Here is an 18,009-nt window from a genome sequence, read left to right as displayed (position 1 = left end):
TCCGGCGGTAGTCGTCGGCATGGCGGGCTGGGCCGGTTCGGGTGCCCGGCCGGGGGGCGGGGGTGGCGGGCGGCGGTCATCGGCCGCTCTCCCGCACTCGTCGGCACGGCGGGCAGTAGCGGATCTGCGGCACGATCAGCAGCAGCTCGCGGTCGAGGGGGCACCGGCACCGGCCGCAGACGCCGTAACCGCCGCCGTCGATGCGGCCCAGTGCCGCCTCCACGTCGGCCAGGACCATGCGCGCGGAGGCCGCGAGCCGGGCGCGTACCGCGTCCCGCGCGGGGGTACGGCACCGGCGGGCGTCCTCGGCGCCGGGTTCGGCGGCGATCCGCCGGAGCTGTTCGCGGCGGAACAGGCGCTGTTCGCGCAGGTTCTCCCGCAGCGCGGCGAGGTCCTCGGGCGACAGGTGGGTGGCGGTCTCGCCGATGGTCTGGTGGTGCACCACTTCACCCCTCCGGGCGGCGTCGGCGTACGGGGGCCGGTCAGGCGGCGGCGCGGCTCTGGCAGCCGACGCAGTACCGCGTGTACGGGAGGATCTCCAGCCGCTCGGCAGGGACCGGCTTGGCGCAGCCCAGGCAGGTGCCGTAGGAACCGTCGTCGACCCGGGCGAACGCCGCGTCGATCTCCTTCAGCACCCGCTGGATCGCCTCGGCCTGCGCGGACATCAGGTGGTCGTCCGCGCTCTGCCCGGTCTCCCGCAGCGCCCGCAGTTGCGCCAGCCGGGTGTCCCGGGCGTGCTCCAGCCTCAGCCGGACGTCGGGGGCGGCGGGCCGGCCGGGGCGACGGTCGGCGGTCGGGGAGGTGTCGAGCGTCATGGTGGTCGGGTCCTTTCCCATGGCGTGGCGGTACGCGGCGGCCGTCCGGTCCGGGCCGGGCCCGCGGCCCGCGGCACCGCGGGCACGGTCCGGACCGGACGGCCCGGTCACCCACGACCCTGCCGCTCCCGGCCCGCGAAACCCATCGGGCGCGGACCCCATTCACCGGGGACCGCGGTAACCACGTCCGGCCGGCGGCGGGCACCGCATGGGCACCCCGCGCGGACGAATATGGGGGCCGGACCCCATCGACCCCGGCCGGTGCCGAGGGGCAGGCTGGGGGCGGTATCGGTCGTGAACCGGGGCCGCGACTCCACCCGGGGCGTGCGGGGACCGAGGACGAGAGGACCGAGGACGAGAGCACCGACACGGCCGCCGGCCGGGATCGGTCCTGAAGGAGGAGTCACCCCGGTGTCGCTGTTCTGGCGGATCTTCGGGCTGAACGCCGTGGTGCTGGGCACCGCGACGGGCCTGCTGCTGTGGGCGCCGGTGACCGTGTCGGTGCCGGTGCTGCTGACCGAGGCGGTCATCCTGGTCGGCGGGCTGGCCGTGATGCTCGTCGCCAACGCCGCCCTGCTGCGCTGGGGCCTGACCCCGCTCGGCCGGCTGACCCGCCTGATGGCCACCGTCGACCTGCTCCGCCCCGGCCAGCGGCTGCCCGTGCCCGGGGCCGGCGGGGGCGGCGAGGTCACCGAGCTGGTCCGCACCTTCAACGCCATGCTGGACCGCCTGGAGCACGAACGGGCCACCTCCAGCGCCCGCGTCCTGCTCGCCCAGGAGGCCGAACGCCGCCGTATCGCCCAGGAACTGCACGACGAGGTCGGGCAGGGCATGACCGCGATCCTGCTGGTGCTCAAGCGGGCCGCCGACGACGCCCCCGAGCCGCTGTGCGGGGAACTCCACCAGGCGCAGGAGATCACCCGGGCCAGCCTGGACGAGGTACGGCGCCTGGTGCGCAGGCTGCGGCCGGGGGTCCTGGACGACCTGGGGCTGGTCAGCGCGCTGACCTCGTTGACGCAGGACTTCGCCACCCACACCGGGCTGCGTGTGGTGCGCCGCTTCGCCACCGACCTGCCCGTACTGGACCCGGAGACCGAACTCGTCCTCTACCGGGTGGCCCAGGAGAGCCTGACGAACGCCGCCCGGCACGCCGACGCCGCCCGGATCGAGGTCGCGCTGCGCCGGTCCGGGGAGGCGGTGACGCTGGAGATCACCGACGACGGCCGGGGCATCGAGGCCCTCTGCGAGGGCGCCGGCATACGCGGCATGCGCGAACGGGCCCTGCTCGCCGGCGCCGCCCTTGACCTCACCTCCACGCCCGGCACCGGAACCCGCGTCCGCCTCACCGTCCCCGCCTCCAGGAAGCAGCCCTGACCATGTCCGAGCCCACCCCGGCCGCCACGCCGATCCGCATCCTGCTCGCCGACGACCACGCCCTCGTACGCCGCGGGGTACGGCTGATCCTCGACCGGGAACCCGACCTGGAGGTGGTCGCCGAGGCCGGGGACGGCGCCGAGGCGATCGAGGCGGCCCGCAGCGAACGCGTCGACCTCGCCGTCCTCGACATCGCGATGCCCCGCCTCACCGGGCTCCAGGCCACCAGGGAACTGGCCGCGCTGAAGCCGGGGCTGCGCATCCTGATGCTGACCATGCACGACAACGAGCAGTACCTGTTCCAGGCGCTCAAGGCCGGGGCCTGCGGATACGTGCTGAAGTCGGTGGCCGACCGGGATCTGGTCGCCGCCTGCCGGGCCGCGATGCGCGACGAGCCGTTCCTCTACCCCGGCGCGGTCACCGCCCTCATCCGCAACTACCTGGACCGGGTCCGGCACGGAGAGGAGAATGCCGACCACATCCTCACTCCGCGCGAGGAGGAGGTCCTCAAGCTCGTCGCCGAGGGCCACTCCTCCAAGGAGATCGCCGAGGTCCTGTTCATCAGCGTCAAGACCGTGCACCGCCACCGCGCCAACCTCCTGCACAAACTCGGCCTGCGCGACCGCCTCGAACTCACCCGCTACGCCATCCGCGCCGGCCTCATCGAACCCTGACCCCCCCTCCAGGAAACGGACGGCGCCATGCCCCGGGCCCCGCACCGCTCGGCGACACCCCTGGCGGTGCTGCTCGCGGTCCTGTCGGTGCTGCTGCCGACGGGCGGGGTGCCGGGCGGGACGGGGGCCGTCCCGGCGGGGGCGGCGCGGGGCGGCGCGACGGTCGCCGTGACCGAGGTGGCGCACACCCCGCACACCCCGGGCGCCACTCCCCGCACCCCCGACTTCACCCCTCACGCTCCCGCCACCACTCCCCACACCCCGGGCTTCACCCCTCACACCCGCGCTACCACTCCCCGCACTCCCGCCACCACTCCCCACACCCCCACCCTCCGGGCCCACACCCCCACTCCCCGGGCCGACGCGCCCACCCCCCGGGCCGACGCTCCCGCCCCCCGGGCCGACAACCCCTGCCCCGCCACCTGCTCCGCGCAGGCCAGGACGCGGCACGAGCATCTCGGTGAGCGTCCGTCCCCGCCCGACCAGCACGCCACCCCCACCTCCCCCGGCACCCCCCGGCCCTCCGCCGCGCGCACCGCGGCGCGGCCGACGTACCCGCCGCCCCTCACCGTCCGCCGAACGACGCACGACCGCGGCCGCGCACCCCCCGCACCCTCCGGCATCCGCATCCACCCCCTTCTCCTCTCCTCGAACACGCCTGCCGGAGGCCCGTCTTGTCACGCCGGACCCATTTCTCGCGCGCCCGCGCGCTGCTCGCCCTCGCGGTGATCGTCGGATCACTGGCCATCGCCCTGACCACGCCGGTCCGTCTGGGGCTCGATCTGCGGGGCGGCACCCAGATCGTGCTGGAGACCCGTGCCACCTCCACCACCGAGGCCGGCCGGGAGGCCACCGACCGCACGGTGGAGGTACTGCGCGGCCGGATCGACGCGCTCGGCGTCGCCGAACCGACCCTCGTCCGCTCCGGCGAGGACCGCATCATCGTCGAACTGCCCGGCGTACAGGACCCCGAGGAGGCCGCCGACGTCCTCGGCCGCACCGCGCAGCTCACCGTGCACGAGGTCCTCGGCGCACCCGGGACGGACGGGAAAGCGGCCGGCCGGGCGGGGGAGCGCACCCTCCCGGACGAGTCCGGCGAGCCGCTGCGGCTGAAGTCCGCCGGGCTGACCGGCCAGGACGTCAAGGGCGCCGACGCCCGGTTCGACCAGCAGAGCGGCGCCGGATGGCATGTCACCGTCGACTTCACCGGCAGCGGGCGCGACCGGTGGACGCGGATCACCGCGCAGGCCGCCTGCCACCCGGCCGGTGACCCGCAGCGCCGGGTCGCCATCGTCCTCGACGACAAGGTCATCTCCTCACCGCAGGTCGACCCGTCCGTCGCCTGCGGCACGGGCATCCCGGGCGGGAGCACGCAGATCACCGGTTCCTTCGACGACACCGAGGCCCGCGAACTCGCGCTGCTCATCTCCGGCGGCGCCCTCCCCGTACCGGTCGAGACGATCGAACAGCGCACGATCGGCGCCACCCTCGGCGACGCCGCGATCGAGGCCGCGGCCCGCGCCGCCATCGTCGGCACCGCGCTGACCGGGCTGTTCGTCATCGCCGTGTACCGGCTCATGGGCCTGCTCGCGACCGTGGCCCTGGCCTGCTACGGCCTGATCTCGTACGCCGCCCTGGCCGCGCTCGGCGCGACGCTGACGCTGCCGGGCCTGGCCGGGTTCGTCCTGGCGGTCGGCATGGCCGTGGACGCCAACGTCCTGGTCTTCGAACGGGCCCGCGAGGAACACGCCGCCCGGCGCCGCCCCAGCCCCCGCTCGGCGCTGACGGCCGGGTTCCGGGGGGCGCTCAGCGCGATCGCCGACTCCAACGTCACCACGCTGATCGCGGCGGGCCTGCTGTTCGCGCTCGCCTCCGGCCCGGTCCGCGGCTTCGGCGTCACCCTCGGCATCGGCGTCCTCGCCTCCATGGTCAGCGCGCTGCTGATCACCCGGGTGCTCGCCGAGTACGCGGCGAACCGACCGGCCGTCCTGCGCCGCCCCCGCCTCACCGGCATCGGCGCCACCGGCTGGGTCCGCGACAGGCTGCTGCGCCGGGAACCGCACCTGATGCGGCACCCGCGGCGCTGGCTGGCCGCATCCGCCGCGGCGCTCGTGCTGGCCGCCTCGGGCGTCGTCGTACGCGGTCTCGACCTCGGCATCGAGTTCACCGGCGGCCGGCTCATCGAGTACTCCACCGGCCACGCCGTCGACCCGGACCGGGCCCGCGCCGCGCTGACCGACGCCGGGTTCCCGCGTGCGGTGGTGCAGTCCGCCGGCGACAGCGGGCTCACCGTGCGCGCGGAGAAGCTGACCGACGCGGAGGCGGCGGCCGTCACCGATGCCGTCGGGAAGGCCGGCGGCGGGGCGGAGAAGGTGCGCGACGAACTGATCGGCCCGAGCCTGGGCGACGAGCTGCGCCGCAACGCCCTGATCGCCCTCGGCCTCGCCCTGGGTGCCCAGCTCCTGTATCTCGCCGTCCGGTTCCGCTGGTACTTCGGCGCGGCGGCCGTCGCCGCGCTCGCCCATGACGTCGTGATCCTCGTCGGCGTCTTCGCCTGGCTCGGCAAGCCCGTCGACGGGGTGTTCCTGGCCGCCCTGCTGACCGTGGTCGGCTACTCGGTCAACGACTCCGTGGTCCTCTTCGACCGCATCCGCGAACTCCTCGGCCGCGACCGCACGACACCGCTGCCGCGGCTGACCAACCGGGCCATCCTCCAGACCCTTCCCCGCACCCTGAACACCGGCCTGGGCGCGGCCCTGGTCCTCACCGCGCTGGCCGTCCTCGCCGACGACACGCTGACCGACTTCGCCCTGGCCCTCCTGATCGGCCTGGCCGTCGGCACGTACTCCTCGGTCTTCACGGCGGCCCCGCTGACCCTCCGACTGCACCGGACGGAACGGTGAGGTCTGCCGGCCCGGCGGACCGGCCCCGACGGGACCCGGCGTACGCGGCCTCGCGCAGTCGGGCCAGCCGCCGGGTGGGGTGCAGGCCGGGCAGGCTGTGGGCGTAGGGGTCGTAGGACACGGTGCCGGTGGCCGGGGCGGGGCGGACGGCCTCCAGGGCCAGGGTGGCGAAGGTGCGCCAGGGCTCGTCGGGGGCGGCGGCGCGCAGGTCGAAGCGGACCGGCCGGCGGGCGAGCTGCTGCCAGAGCGTCGGCATGGTCCGGTCGGCGTCGTCGTCCGGTCCGGGCTCGGGAAAGGCCGCCAGCACCCGCTCCCGCTCACCCGTCCGGTAGGACAGCAGGGTGGAGTACGGCCCCCGCAGGGCGTTCGGCCGCAGCAGGGGCACATGGCGGCCGAGGCGCCCGGCGCGACTGGAGGTGAACAGCAGGTCGAGCGGGCGGCCCGGCCCGTCGGCGTCCTCGACCCGGACGGCCAGGCCCAGGCCGTCCGGCAGCGGCCGGGGCAGCCCGAGCGCACGGGACCAGCGGACCGTCGCCCGGTAGGAGCCGGGCCGGTCCAGCCAGGCCGCGCCCCAGGCGCCGCCGGTGACGGCGAGCGTGCCGGAGCACAGCACGCCGTGGGGATGCAGGGCCGGTGCCGAACGCCGCCGGGCCACCCGGCCGGCGACCCGGTGCGCGGTCCGGTCGATGATCATGGGCCCTCCGGAATGTCGACGCCTGCCCGGCGGAGCACTGCCGGTGCACCCTCCGCCCCGGGTTTCCGCGACCGCACCGGCGAAACGGCGAGCTCCTCCCACCGGGGGCAGGTGAGCCGGAAGAACCCTGGGTACTCGCCGGGGCATGATGAAACGCGCGCTGTGGCAGGGCCTGCTGGCCGGTACGGCCGGAGTGGCGGCGATGACACTGGCCGAGAAGGCCGAGCAGCGGCTGACCGGCCGGCCCGACTCCCACGTCCCCGCCCGCACCCTGGAACGCCTGACCGGCATGCGGGAGTACCCCGGCCGCCAGCCGGTGCCGGTGAACCTGGCCATGCACGTGGGCCAGGGCGCCCTCCTGGGCATCCTGCGGTCGGTGATGTCCCACGCGGGGATGCGCGGACCGTGGTCGTCGGCGAAGTTCGCCGTCGTCCGGCTCACCAGCGACCAGATCCTGGAGAACGCCACCGGCGCCGGCGCCCCGCCGCAGACCTGGCCACGCCGCGAACTCGTCATCGACCTGCTCCACAAGACGGTGTACGCCTTCACCACCGGCGCCCTCGCCGACACCCTGGCAGCCCGCTCGGGCCCAGGCCCCGGCCAACGCCACGCCGCGCTCCGCCCCGGCCGCCACCCGGACGCGGGGCCACCGGCCCGGGGACGGTGACGGACCCACCACCGGACGGAGGCGACCCCGCCTCACGGCCCCCAGGCGGTACGATCACCGCTTCGATTGCGGCCCGGCCAGTCCTGACACCGACAATCAGGCTAGGAGCGAGTAGAGGACCCGCCTGGCTCCCAAGTCCCCATTGGCGCTCCGGCCGGGAGATGGCGTCGCTGGCCTACTTCGGACCGCCGTCGAAGGTGCCGTACCGATTCCACGGGCTACCTGTTGCCGCGCAGGGCATGCAGGTGGGTATGGAAGGCGACCGCGTGACCCGCCATCGAAGCCTTCCAGGGCGCGGCATCGGCGTGGGCGATCTCCTGCCAGGCCGCAGCGTTGGCGGCGGCGAACGCCTCCTTGGCCTCCGCTGGTGCGGTGCGCCAGGAGGGAAAGCGGCGGGCGAAGGCGTCCGCCTCAACGAGCGTGTGTCCGGCTTCGAGCAGGCGCAGGGTGAGGATGGCGGGATCGATCCAGGCCGCGCCGCGTGTGGGCCAGGCCCAGTCGATGATGTGGGCACGGTCGTCCACGATCAGGTTGTGCGGGGCGAGGTCGGTGTGCAGGAGGGTGTCGCCGGAGAAGAGGGCGGCAGATCCTGGCGGGGCGTAGGCGGCCCAGCGCTGTTCGGCGGCCTTGATGGGAACGTCCGTGGGAGCGGTGGTCTCTTGGAGTTCCGCAAGAGCGGCAGCGACGAGGGGCAGGTCTGGGGAACCCGGGCTGTAGTCGGCGTGCCGCCCCGGGAGGACCTCGTATCCGAGGAGGTCCCAGTCGGCCACCTCAATGTGCCAGTACAGGCGGGGGCAGGCACGGGGGAGGTGTGGGTTGATCGCCGCTTCTCGCCGCTGGGCCGGGGCCTGTGGGTGGTCGGTGGGGATGCCCTTGACGAAGACCGGGCCGTGATCGGTCTCGAGGAACGCGGCGATGCCGCCGAGTCGGGGGAGGGCGGTCAGACCCTCGGTCATGAGGTTCACGCTGGGGTCGCGGCCGATCTTGCAGACCGAGGCGATGCCGTGCGGGTCCACGTGGAAGAAGGTGTGGCCGGCGTTGCAGCCGGTGAAGACACGGCGGGCGCGGACGTACTTCTGGGCCTGTGAGGCGAGCGGCTTCGCCTCTCCGTCGATCGTCGGGGACATGTTCGTGAAGACCTGGTACGGGAAGTCCCAGCGGTCTTCCACCAGGCGGACCATGTCGTCCACCTCGTGGGCGTTTTCGTCGGCGACGATGATGTTGATCCGGACGGGCAGGCCCGCCGTGCGGGAGGCGTCCAGGCCGTGGGTGAACCGGTCGAAGGCGCCGCGGTTGCGGGTGACGGCGTCGTAGGTCTCTCCCGTCGCCCCGTAGAGGCTCACCGTCAGGCGGTAGGGCCGCAGGCGGGCGAACAACTCCTGCATCCTCGCTTTGTGGAGCTGGCTGCCGTTCGTCGAGATCTGGATCATCATCCCGAGTCCGGTGGCGTACTCGTAGGCGGCGGCGAACTGCGGGTCGATCAGGGCCTCGCCGCCGGTGATCTGGAGCCACAGGACGCCGGCGTCTCGCAGCATTGTGAGCAGGCGTGTCTTGCCGTCCCAGTCCAGGCCCTCGAACCGCTTCTCGCCGAGGTAGCAGAAGCCGCAGTCGTGGTCGCAGCCGAGGTTGATCTCCCATGACGCCTTCGCATACCCGTAGGTGGAGCGTTCGCGGACGAGGAGGGTGTCCCGCAGTGGCCCGGTGGGCAGGGGAATCTGCCATGCGGTCGTGGCCGCCTCGGCGAGCCAGGCCGGGGCCGACCGGTCCTCGGTGGCCGCCGTGTGCAGTTCCTCGAAGCGGGACTCGGGGAGGGCCACTCCCTTGGCGTGACCGGGCCGGAGGAGGAGGTACTGGCCCAGGAACGGACTCGTGATCAGTTGGTGCACGTTGCCTCCATGTCGTTTGGCAGGGGGTGGGGCGGGTCCGTACAGAGGTGGAGTCGGGGGACTCCCCGGACCCGCCCCGCTCACCGGCCACCTGTCCTTCGGCTGGTCGGCCGGTGAGGCTGGAGGGCCCCGGGATCTACGAGACAGTGGCCAGATCGTTGATGAGCTCGTCCAGGCTGACCTACGCGCAGTCGGCGATCCGGACGCCCCGGGAGAGGGTCGGCCATCGGCTTCGAGGCTCCCGTCGCGGGAGGAGCGTTTCCACGCCGTCGCTACGCCGTCTCCCCGCCGTCTGGGCGGCGGAGAAGTGTCGGTCGGCGGCGTGGAGCCGCGCTGCGGATAAGCGGAACCTGTGGGTCACGCCCATTCGTACGACCGGAAGAGCGACCGCGATGCTGAACGACTCAAGTCCGGCAGTTCACAGTCCGCACACGCACTGGGTGGCCCTGGCCGGTCGGTGTGAGCCCCTTGGCCCGGCCCGTGACCAGGTTCGTAGTGTGCTGGCCGGCGTCGTCCCTTGCGTAGACGATGCGGCGCTGGTCGTGTCCGAGCTGGTGGGCAACGCCGTGCGGCACACGACGGCCGGCCCCGACTGCCTGACCATCGAGATTGACGGGGATCAGGTCGTCGTCGCGGTCCACGACCCGGAGCCCGACGACGGCCGTGTGCACCTGTCGGAGACGGCTGCCGATCCGCTTGCCGAGTCCGGCCGTGGGCTATGGCTGGTGCAGACGCTGGCATGTCGGTGGTACGTGGAGACCACCACCGTCGGTAAGGCGGTCGTTGCCGTCCTGCCGCGTGGGCAAACGGCAGTCAGCCGAGCGGCAGCCTCTCGATGGCGTCCCACCGATAGGCGCGGTCCTCGCGTCGCAGCTCCACCAACTGCACTTCCTGGACGTGCAGATGGACTGGTGCAAGTCCCCGGAGGGGGGTGACGGCCTCGATGACCGGGGCAGCGGGGCGGGGCCGGTTGTTGTAGGCCAGGCTCAGATGCGGGCGGAACAGCGCGGTCGGTTTCCGGGGAGTCAGCCCTAGCGAAGCCATGGATTCGCTGAGGGCCGAGTGCAGCGCCAGTACCGGGCCCCAGGGCGCTACCGTCAGGCGTACGGCTCCCCGGGAACCCGCGAGCGGGACCGCCCGCAGGCGGAAGGCCGCCGGGAGAAGCGGGGCCGCCGCGCTGATGACGTCATCGAGACGGGGCAGCGGCAGCGCTGCGGCGGTACCGACGCGTGTGAGCGTGATGTGCAGCCCGTCGTCGGGGACCGGGTCCAGGCCGAGCGGCGCGAGGTGCTGCTGGCAGCGAAGAGCGAGGTCGGCCAGCTCTGAGTTGTCGGGGAAGGTGAGTATCCAGTAGTACGCCCGGGTCTGTGCCGTCCAGCCGGGCCGGTCCCAGTGATCGACCATGGTCTCCACGGCGTCGAAGGCGGCCTGATCGTGCGCCGCGATCACCACCGGGTCACTCAGGTCGGTCGGCGGGTGGGCAGGGAAAGCTGCGGGATCGGCGCTGAGCTGGACGTGCGGCCAAGACACCCGGCGAACTCCTCCACGATCACCCCCCCTCAGCAGGCGGGAGTTGACAGCCCCAGGCGCGGAGCTGTTCGCCATACTCGCGCACCGCCGGCCGGGACCGCCAAGGGGCTGCTCGCTCGTAAAGGTCCCGAGAGCGTTGCCGCACCGAGCTGATCGGCAGCGGGCTGGCCAGAGTGATCGCCTGTTGCCCGAGGGACATGGCGTGTTCCACGTCCGGTGCTCGCTGTTGAAGTATCGCGGTGGCCACGTCGAGGCGGACCAGCGAGCGGCTCCACGCGGAGTCGGACTTCTCGACCAGGTCGTCGAGGTTCTCGGCGTCTCGCAGCACGTGCCCGGTGTCGTGCAGAGCGACACGGGCCGTCAGCGCGTTGGCCAGGGTGCGGGCCCGCCCATACGGCGAGAAGGAGATGCAGGAGGTCAGGCCGGGGGCCACGGCATGCCGGTCGGAGAGTTCCAGCGCCCGCCCGATGGCCCGCTCGGCCTGGGCCCGGTCACCGAGCTTGCCGAGCGCTCGGGCCCGGCCGTTGACCAGCAGCCGGATGGCCTGCGGGTGGTTAGGCGCCCGGTCCACCGCGGCGGCGGCCCGCGCGTCGGCCTCGTCGTAACGGCCTGTGTAGTACGCCGCGAAGGACTGGGTGCCGCAGGCCCACAGCTCGGTGTCGAGATCACCGATCGCCAGACTCAGTGTCAGCGCTTCGGCGCAGTACGCCTCAGCCAGGGGGAACGCGCCGGTGTTCACTGCCATGTAGCCGAGCAGTCCGCCAGCGCGTGCGGTGACTCGGAACAGTTCCCTGCGTGCGGACGGAGGTTGCTGACCGGCGAGCAGGGTGTGCGTCATGCTGTGCAGGCTCTTCGTCTGTCCCCACAGGCCGTCCGGCCCTTCCTTCTCGTACCGCTCGGTGATCGCCTCGATCCGGGAGGTGAGAAAGGACAGAGTGGTCTGGTCGACGTTGCCGCAGGTCAGTTGGCGGGCTCGGGCGACAATGTCCGTCGGGTCGTCGGCGGGGGTTGTCGGGCCCGGCTGGGGAAAAGGTGGAACGTCCGCAGGGAGGGGCTCTGGGGCGGACGGCGGATAGGCCGAGGGCAAAGTGAATAGGTCGCGGGCGGCCCTGCCCAGCAGCTCCTCCAGAATGCGGCACGTGTCCGGGCGGGGAAGCTGCTTCAGTTCCCCACTCATCCACCGGTCGAACTGCCGCGATGAGACCGCGACTGAGGCCAGCCGAGGGTCATCCGCATGCTTGGCCAGGTTCTTGGCCGCGCGGGAGAACTGCACCTCGAACGCCGTGTAAGTCGTGAGGTGGCGCTCTTCGAGTAACTGCCGAAGCAGCGTGCTCCGGGGCATGGAAGACCTCCCCACACGTCGACGGAACCACGGGCCCCTCGGCCAACGGCACGCACGCCGGACCGTGCGGCGTACGGGATGTCCTACGCAAGAGTGCCGACGCAAAGGACAACTAGGCAATATGTCCGGCTGAGTTGTCCCGTCCGGGTTGTCCGTCAACGGGTGGATGGACAGACTGCCTCCATGGCACTGCCCTCGATGTGCCCCGGACGCCTGACAGCCCGTCCCCGGCACTGACAGGGCGAGGCCCCAAGACCCCGCCCGGCCCCTACGAAATCCCAGCTCAGGGCCACACCAAGCAGTACGGCTGATGTCCCGCCTCGTGCAGCCGGTGTGAGAAGTCCTGCCACTCGTGCAGCAGCCGGTACACGTTGAACGCGTCCCTCGGCCCCCCGCGGTCCGGGACCGTGGACCAGATGAACGCCGCCGCGCCGACCGCCTCCTCGCCGATGCCGCGCAGGGGGTCGACGACCGTCATCGGGAGTTTGACGACGGCGTAGTCGGGGTGGAGGACGACGAGTTCGAGCGGGGGGACCCGGTGGAGGGGGACGCCCTCGATGCCGGTGAGGACCATCGCGGCCATGGTCTCCGGCTTGATCTTGGTGAACATGCCGTTCATGCCCAGCTCGTCGCCGCCGAGTTCCTCGGGGCGCATCGAGATCGGGACGCGGGCCGCGGTCGCGCCGTCGGGCGCGCCGAAGTACTTGTACGTCACCCCCACCCGACCACCATTCCTGCTCCCCGCTCCCGGGCGGTCCACCCGGCGGTCGATCCGCCGCTCGGCCGGCTCCGGCTCGATCGGTACGCCGTATGCCTGACGCGCCTCGGTCGTCTCCTCCGCCTCGCGCCGGTGTCTTCCCCGCCGGGCACGTCGAGGACCGAGGTCGCCGGTCCCCTCGCCCAGTCCGCCACCGCGATGCATATCTCCACCCGACTGCTTTTCTAGGACGCGTGGCCCCCGCCGCGCAACCCGATCATCGTGTCAGTGACCTCCCCCACGGCCGCCCGGCGAAACGTGCGCCGAAACATCTGGCCGCAGGATGTCCGCCGTAGGCCGGCAGTCCCCGCCCGCGCGCCCGCGTGAGCGGCGCGTACCGGGCCTCCAGTCTTGCAGACGACGGGGCGTGCGGCCCGGTTGTCCCGATCTTCCCTCGCCCGCCCCCGGCCGGCACCCGCCCCTGGCCTACCCTGAGGAGGTCACCCAGGGCAACCGGAGTCCGAGAAGTCGGAGAAGGTCGAGAAGGTCGGAGAAGTCGCAGGTCATGAGCGAACTGGCATATCCATACGAAGCACCGGCCTCGCAGGCGCTGTTCGACCGGGCGGCGGCCGTGACGCCGGGCGGGGTGAACTCCCCGGTGCGGGCCTTCGGCGCGGTGGGCGGCACCCCGCGGTTCATGGTGTCCGGTGACGGCCCGTACCTCACCGACGCCGACGGCCGCGAGTACGTCGACCTGGTCTGCTCCTGGGGGCCGATGATCCTCGGGCACGCGCACCCCGAGGTGATCGCCGCCGTCCAGGAGGCGGTCGGGCGCGGCACCTCGTTCGGCACGCCCGCCGAGGGCGAGGTCGCGCTGGCCGAGGCCATGGTCGAGCGGGTCGCGCCGCTGGAGCAGGTGCGGCTGGTGTCCAGCGGCACCGAGGCGACCATGTCGGCGATCCGGCTGGCCCGCGGGTTCACCCGGCGCACCAAGGTGATCAAGTTCGCCGGGTGCTACCACGGCCACGTCGACTCGCTGCTCGCCTCCGCCGGCAGCGGGGTGGCCACCTTCGCGCTGCCCGACACGCCCGGCGTCACCGGCGCCCAGGCGAGCGACACGATCGTGCTGCCGTACAACGACCTGGACGCCGTGCGCGCCGCCTTCGCCGCGCACCCCGGTGAGATCGCCTGCGTGATCACCGAGGCCGCGCCGGGCAACATGGGCGTGGTCACCCCGCTGCCCGGGTTCAACCAGGGGCTGAAGGACGCCTGCGCCGCCAACGGCGCGCTGTTCATCTCGGACGAGGTGATGACCGGCTTCCGTACCAGCAAGGCCGGCTGGTACGGCGTCGAGGGCGTCGTCCCCGACCTGATGACCTTCGGCAAGGTGATGGGGGGCGGGTTCCCCGCCGCCGCCTTCGGGGGGCGCGCGGACGTCATGGCGCACCTCGCCCCGGCCGGGCCCGTGTACCAGGCGGGCACCCTCTCCGGGAACCCCGTCGCCACCGCCGCCGGGCTCGCCCAGTTGCGGCTGCTCGACGACGCGGCGTACGCCAAGGTGGACGCCGTGTCGGCCGAGATCCAGGCCCTGATCACCGAGGCGCTGAGCAAGGAGGGCGTGGCGCACACCGTGCAGACCGCCTCCAACATGTTCTCCGTCTTCTTCACCGACGGGCCGGTGCGCGACTACGCGGACGCCAAGGCGCAGGAGTCGTTCCGCTTCACCGCGTTCTTCCACGCGATGCTGGCGGGCGGGGTCTATCTGCCGCCGTCGTCCTTCGAGTCCTGGTTCGTCTCCACCGCGCACGACGAGCGCGCGGTGCAGCGGATCGCCGACGCCCTCCCGGCGGCGGCCCGCGCGGCGGCGGAGGCGGCCGCATGAGCGCCACGCCCGAGAAGGACATCACCGTCGTCCATCTGATGCGGCACGGCGAGGTCGAGAACCCCACCGGTGTGCTGTACGGCCGGCTGCCCGGCTACCACCTCTCCGAGCTGGGCCGGCGCATGGCCGACCGGGTCGCCGAGCGCCTCGCCTCCCGGGACATCACCCATGTCGTCGCCTCCCCGCTGGAGCGGGCGCAGGAGACGGCGACGCCGATCGCCAAGGCGCACGGCCTGGACCTGGCCACCGACGCCCGGCTCATCGAGGCCGAGAACGTCTTCCAGGGCAAGACCTTCGGCATCGGCGACGGCGCGCTGCGCCGCCCGGCCAACTGGAAGCACGTCGTCAACCCGTTCAAGCCGTCCTGGGGCGAGCCGTACGTCGACCAGGTGGTACGCATGATGGGGGCGCTGGACGCCGCCAAGGACCGTGCCCGCGGGCACGAGGCGGTGCTGGTCAGCCATCAGTTGCCGATCTGGATCGTGCGGTCCTACGTCGAGCGGCGCCGGCTCTGGCACGACCCGCGCAAGCGGCAGTGCACGCTCGCGTCGTTGACGACGTTCACGTACCAGGGCGACCGGATCGTCTCCGTCGGCTACTCGGAGCCGGCCCGCGACCTCGTCCCGCCGCACCTGCTGGCGGGCGCCCGGCCGGTGAAGGGGAAGGGCAAGGCGTACGGCGCCTGACCCCTCCGGCCTGGGCCGACGCGGTATGTGACCCTTGTTACGGAATCCGAACAGATTTCCGGAACCCACCTGTTCGTCCCGTCCTCTGACCGGGTGACCACCAGAGGACGTGACGAACGGGGACACCATGCCCACCTACACCCGCAGGGACATGCTCGGGCTCGGCGCGGGGGTCGCGGCGGCCGTCGGACTGGCGGCCTGCGGCACCCACGCCGCGTCGGACGGGGCAGGCGACGCGGCCGGTCCCGGCCACGGCGCCGGCCCCGGCGGTAAGCCCACGCCCAACGCCCGCCCCCTCGGCGACGGCTCCACCGAGTACACCGGCGAGCAGCCGCGCCAGCCGGACGCGCCCGAGCCGCTGGAGCCGGGGCAGGCCCCGCCGCAGTTCGTCGTCTTCTCCTGGGACGGGGCCGGCGAGATCGGCAACGGCCTGTTCCCGCGCTTCCTCGACCTCGCCGAGGAGCACGGCGCGCACATGACCTTCTTCCTGTCCGGCCTGTATCTGCTGCCCGAGTCGAAGAAGCGGCTGTACGAGCCGCCGAACAACCCGCGCGGCGCCTCCGACATCGGCTACCTCACCGACGCGCACATCAAGGAGACCCTGAAGAACGTGCGCCGCGCCTGGCTCGACGGGCACGAGATCGGCACCCACTTCAACGGGCACTTCTGCGGCGGCGGCGGCACGGTCGCCCACTGGACGCCCGAGCAGTGGCGCAGCGAGATCGACCAGGCGAAGTCCTTCGTCACCCGGTGGCGGACCAACACCGGCTGGACCGACCTGCCCGCCCTGCCGTTCGACTACGACAAGGAACTCGTCGGCGGCCGGACGCCCTGTCTGCTCGGCCAGGACAACCTGCTGCCCACCGCCCGCGAACTGGGCTGGCGCTACGACGCCTCCTCGCCCGGCGGCCGCCAGGTCTGGCCGGTCAAGCGGAACGGCGTCTGGGACCTGCCCCTCCAGCAGATACCTTTCCCCGGACACTCCTTCGAGGTCCTCTCGATGGACTACAACATCCTCGCCAACCAGTCGGTCAACTCCACCAAGGCGCCCGCGTACAACTACCCGGGCTGGCGCGAGCAGGCCACCCGGTCCTACATAGCCGGCTTCGAGCGGGCCTACGGGACGAACCGGGCGCCCTTCTTCATCGGCAACCACTTCGAGGAGTGGAACGGCGGCATCTACATGGACGCCGTCGAGGGCGCCCTGAAGCACATCGCCCGGGAGAAGGAGAAGGGCGCCGACATCCGGCTGGTCTCCTTCCGGCAGTTCACCGACTGGCTGGACGCGCAGCGCCCCGAGGTGCTGGACAGGCTGCGCACCCTGGACGTCGGCACCGCGCCGGCCGGCGACTGGCACGCCTTCCTGAAGGCGGCGCCCACGCCCGCCTGAAATGCGGTTTCCCTCCCGCGAGGGGGGTGCGCAAGATCCCCGGAACGGACATGCGAAACTTTTCACATGAGTGCCGCCAGCCGCGCCCCCCTGCGCTCGAACCGCACCACCGCCCGCGCCCGCCGCCGCGCCGCCCTGACCACCGGTGCCGTCGCCTGCGCGCTGCTCGTGTCCGCGTGCGGCTCCGGAGGCACCTCCGGCGGAGGCGGCAACACCAACTACATCACCGGCTCGGACGGCATCGCCACCGTCGGCGAGGGCGACCGCGCCGACGTCCCCGACCTGTCCGGCAAGACCGTCGACGGCGCGCGGCTCGACATCGACGACTACCGCGGCAAGGTCGTCGTCCTCAACGTGTGGGGCTCCTGGTGCCCGCCCTGCCGGGCCGAGGCGAAGAACTTCGAGAAGGTGTACCAGGACGTCAAGGACCAGGGCGTCCAGTTCGTCGGCATCAACACCCGCGACACCTCCACCGGCCCCGCCAGAGCCTTCGAGAAGGAGTACGGCGTCAGCTACCCCAGCCTGTACGACCCGACCGGGAAGCTGATGCTCCGCTTCAAGAAGGGCACCCTCAACCCCCAGGCCATCCCCTCCACGCTGGTCATAGACCGCGAGGGGAAGATCGCCGCGCGCACCCTCCAGGCACTCAGCGAGGACAAGCTGCGCAAGATGCTCGACCCGGTCCTGGCGGAGAAGTGACGTGATGGCAGTGGCCACGCTCGCCGCGGACCCCGGCGAGACCGTACGCAGCGGCGCGCTGCTGCTCGCCCTGCCGATCGCCCTGCTCGGCGGCCTGGTCTCCTTCTTCTCCCCGTGCGTCCTGCCCCTCGTCCCCGGCTACCTCTCCTACGTGACCGGCGTCACCGGCACCGACCTGGCCGAGGCCCGGCGCGGCCGGATGGCCCTGGGCGCCACCCTGTTCGTGCTGGGCTTCACGGCCGTGTTCGTCTCCGGCGGCGCCCTGTTCGGCTTCTTCGGCCAGACGCTCCAGGAGGAGCGGGACGTCCTGACCAAGGTGCTGGGCGTCCTCATGGTCGTCATGGGCGTCTTCTTCATGGGCCTGATGCCCTGGCTCACCCAGCGCGAGTACCGCTTCCACCGGCGGCCCACCGCCGGGCTGGTCGGCGCCCCGCTGCTCGGCGCCCTGTTCGGCATCGGCTGGACGCCCTGCATCGGCCCGACCCTCGCCTCGGTCCTCGCGCTCTCCTCCGACCAGGCCAGCGCCGGACGCGGGGCGATACTGACCGTCGCGTACTGCGCCGGCCTCGGCGTGCCCTTCGTGCTGGCCGCGGTCGCCTTCCGCAAGGCGCTCGGCGCCTTCGGCTGGGTCAAACGCCACTATGTCTGGGTGATGCGGGTGGGCGGCACCATGATGATCGCGACCGGTCTGCTGCTGCTGACCGGCGCGTGGGACAGCATCGTGCAGCAGATGCAGACCTGGTCCAACGGCTTCACTGTAGGGATCTGAC

The 18,009-nt window shown here is 72.6% G+C and carries 16 protein-coding genes and 1 pseudogene; 10 read left to right on the top strand and 7 right to left on the bottom strand.

The features are described from left to right. Window positions 1–76: 76 nt before the first annotated feature. Window positions 77–445 (bottom strand): hypothetical protein, encoded by a 369-nt coding sequence (locus tag ACFY32_RS06705; protein ID WP_359189674.1) that lies wholly within the window; start codon window positions 443–445, stop codon window positions 77–79. A gap of 37 nt (window positions 446–482) precedes the next feature. Next, entirely contained in the window at window positions 483–815 is a 333-nt protein-coding gene (locus ACFY32_RS06700) for a TraR/DksA C4-type zinc finger protein (RefSeq protein ID WP_359189860.1), read from the bottom strand. 411 nt (window positions 816–1,226) lie between these two features. Between ACFY32_RS06700 and ACFY32_RS06695 the strand changes: the two genes are divergently transcribed. The 3 genes from ACFY32_RS06695 (at window position 1,227) to secD (ending at window position 5,766) form a co-directional block, all read left to right on the top strand. Then, a complete protein-coding gene (locus ACFY32_RS06695; RefSeq protein WP_390673582.1) occupies window positions 1,227–2,189 on the top strand; it encodes a histidine kinase in 963 nt (320 codons plus the stop codon). Window positions 2,190–2,191: 2 nt separating this feature from the next. After that, window positions 2,192–2,863, top strand: coding sequence for a response regulator transcription factor (locus ACFY32_RS06690; RefSeq protein WP_359189668.1), 672 nt, complete (start codon window positions 2,192–2,194; stop codon window positions 2,861–2,863). 674 nt (window positions 2,864–3,537) lie between these two features. Beyond that, the gene (gene secD, locus ACFY32_RS06685; protein WP_359189665.1) at window positions 3,538–5,766 is read left to right on the top strand and encodes a protein translocase subunit SecD; all 2,229 of its coding nucleotides are present in this window, start codon (window positions 3,538–3,540) and stop codon (window positions 5,764–5,766) included. Here the strand turns inward: secD and ACFY32_RS06680 are convergent. Then, entirely contained in the window at window positions 5,720–6,460 is a 741-nt protein-coding gene (locus tag ACFY32_RS06680) for a phosphodiesterase (protein WP_390673581.1), read from the bottom strand. The two genes, secD and ACFY32_RS06680, sit on opposite strands and share 47 nt — an antisense overlap. Before the next feature lie 145 nt (window positions 6,461–6,605). On the opposite strand from ACFY32_RS06680, the gene ACFY32_RS06675 reads away from it, so the two are divergent. Further along, a complete protein-coding gene (locus ACFY32_RS06675) occupies window positions 6,606–7,127 on the top strand; it encodes a hypothetical protein (RefSeq protein ID WP_359189659.1) in 522 nt (173 codons plus the stop codon). A 218-nt stretch (window positions 7,128–7,345) separates the two neighbouring features. On the opposite strand, the gene ACFY32_RS06670 is transcribed toward ACFY32_RS06675, so the two are convergent. Beyond that, window positions 7,346–9,013, bottom strand: coding sequence for a radical SAM protein (locus ACFY32_RS06670; protein WP_390673580.1), 1,668 nt, complete (start codon window positions 9,011–9,013; stop codon window positions 7,346–7,348). A 161-nt stretch (window positions 9,014–9,174) separates the two neighbouring features. On the opposite strand from ACFY32_RS06670, the pseudogene ACFY32_RS06665 reads away from it, so the two are divergent. Further along, a pseudogene (locus ACFY32_RS06665) lies at window positions 9,175–9,789 on the top strand (ATP-binding protein); the annotation flags it as partial. A 37-nt stretch (window positions 9,790–9,826) separates the two neighbouring features. On the opposite strand, the gene ACFY32_RS06660 reads toward ACFY32_RS06665, so the two are convergent. From ACFY32_RS06660 to ACFY32_RS06650, 3 genes are all read right to left on the bottom strand, one after another. Next, on the bottom strand, window positions 9,827–10,543 hold the full coding sequence (locus ACFY32_RS06660) for a 2'-5' RNA ligase family protein (protein WP_359189652.1): 717 nt from the start codon (window positions 10,541–10,543) through the stop codon (window positions 9,827–9,829). A gap of 19 nt (window positions 10,544–10,562) precedes the next feature. Beyond that, window positions 10,563–11,885: a hypothetical protein gene (locus tag ACFY32_RS06655; protein ID WP_359189649.1), complete on the bottom strand. Its 1,323-nt coding sequence runs from the start codon at window positions 11,883–11,885 to the stop codon at window positions 10,563–10,565. Between the two features lie 283 nt (window positions 11,886–12,168). Further along, window positions 12,169–12,807 (bottom strand): hypothetical protein, encoded by a 639-nt coding sequence (locus tag ACFY32_RS06650; protein WP_359189646.1) that lies wholly within the window; start codon window positions 12,805–12,807, stop codon window positions 12,169–12,171. A 340-nt stretch (window positions 12,808–13,147) separates the two neighbouring features. On the opposite strand from ACFY32_RS06650, the gene hemL reads away from it, so the two are divergent. From hemL to ACFY32_RS06625, 5 genes are all read left to right on the top strand, one after another. Then, entirely contained in the window at window positions 13,148–14,464 is a 1,317-nt protein-coding gene (hemL, locus tag ACFY32_RS06645) for a glutamate-1-semialdehyde 2,1-aminomutase (protein WP_390673579.1), read from the top strand. Then, window positions 14,461–15,150, top strand: coding sequence for a histidine phosphatase family protein (locus ACFY32_RS06640; protein WP_359189640.1), 690 nt, complete (start codon window positions 14,461–14,463; stop codon window positions 15,148–15,150). The genes hemL and ACFY32_RS06640 overlap by 4 nt, the downstream gene beginning before the upstream one ends. 127 nt (window positions 15,151–15,277) lie before the next feature. After that, the gene (locus ACFY32_RS06635) at window positions 15,278–16,540 is read left to right on the top strand and encodes a hypothetical protein (protein WP_390673578.1); all 1,263 of its coding nucleotides are present in this window, start codon (window positions 15,278–15,280) and stop codon (window positions 16,538–16,540) included. A 66-nt stretch (window positions 16,541–16,606) separates the two neighbouring features. After that, window positions 16,607–17,239, top strand: a complete 633-nt coding sequence (locus ACFY32_RS06630; RefSeq protein ID WP_359189634.1) for a TlpA disulfide reductase family protein — start codon at window positions 16,607–16,609, stop codon at window positions 17,237–17,239. A 1-nt stretch (window position 17,240) separates the two neighbouring features. Further along, window positions 17,241–18,008 carry a cytochrome c biogenesis protein CcdA gene (locus ACFY32_RS06625; RefSeq protein ID WP_359189632.1) on the top strand — a complete coding sequence of 256 codons (768 nt, stop codon included), beginning with the start codon at window positions 17,241–17,243 and terminating at the stop codon, window positions 18,006–18,008. Window position 18,009: the final 1 nt, after the last annotated feature.

The sequence above is a fragment of the Streptomyces sp. NPDC000134 genome, assembly GCF_042899225.1.
Lineage (GTDB): Bacteria > Actinomycetota > Actinomycetes > Streptomycetales > Streptomycetaceae > Streptomyces.
This window is presented reverse-complemented; position numbering and strand designations above follow the sequence as displayed.

What these genes read in the sequence shown, in the direction of transcription:
- ACFY32_RS06700 (WP_359189860.1), bottom strand. Translation starts at nt 815, where the DNA reads ATGACGCTCGACACCTCCCCGACCGCCGACCGTCGCCCCGGCCGGCCC.
- ACFY32_RS06690 (WP_359189668.1), top strand. Translation starts at nt 2,192, where the DNA reads ATGTCCGAGCCCACCCCGGCCGCCACGCCGATCCGCATCCTGCTCGCC.
- ACFY32_RS06680 (WP_390673581.1), bottom strand. Translation starts at nt 6,460, where the DNA reads ATGATCATCGACCGGACCGCGCACCGGGTCGCCGGCCGGGTGGCCCGG.
- ACFY32_RS06675 (WP_359189659.1), top strand. Translation starts at nt 6,606, where the DNA reads ATGATGAAACGCGCGCTGTGGCAGGGCCTGCTGGCCGGTACGGCCGGA.
- ACFY32_RS06655 (WP_359189649.1), bottom strand. Translation starts at nt 11,885, where the DNA reads ATGCCCCGGAGCACGCTGCTTCGGCAGTTACTCGAAGAGCGCCACCTC.
- ACFY32_RS06650 (WP_359189646.1), bottom strand. Translation starts at nt 12,807, where the DNA reads ATGCATCGCGGTGGCGGACTGGGCGAGGGGACCGGCGACCTCGGTCCT.
- hemL (WP_390673579.1), top strand. Translation starts at nt 13,148, where the DNA reads ATGAGCGAACTGGCATATCCATACGAAGCACCGGCCTCGCAGGCGCTG.
- ACFY32_RS06640 (WP_359189640.1), top strand. Translation starts at nt 14,461, where the DNA reads ATGAGCGCCACGCCCGAGAAGGACATCACCGTCGTCCATCTGATGCGG.
- ACFY32_RS06635 (WP_390673578.1), top strand. Translation starts at nt 15,278, where the DNA reads ATGCCCACCTACACCCGCAGGGACATGCTCGGGCTCGGCGCGGGGGTC.
- ACFY32_RS06630 (WP_359189634.1), top strand. Translation starts at nt 16,607, where the DNA reads ATGAGTGCCGCCAGCCGCGCCCCCCTGCGCTCGAACCGCACCACCGCC.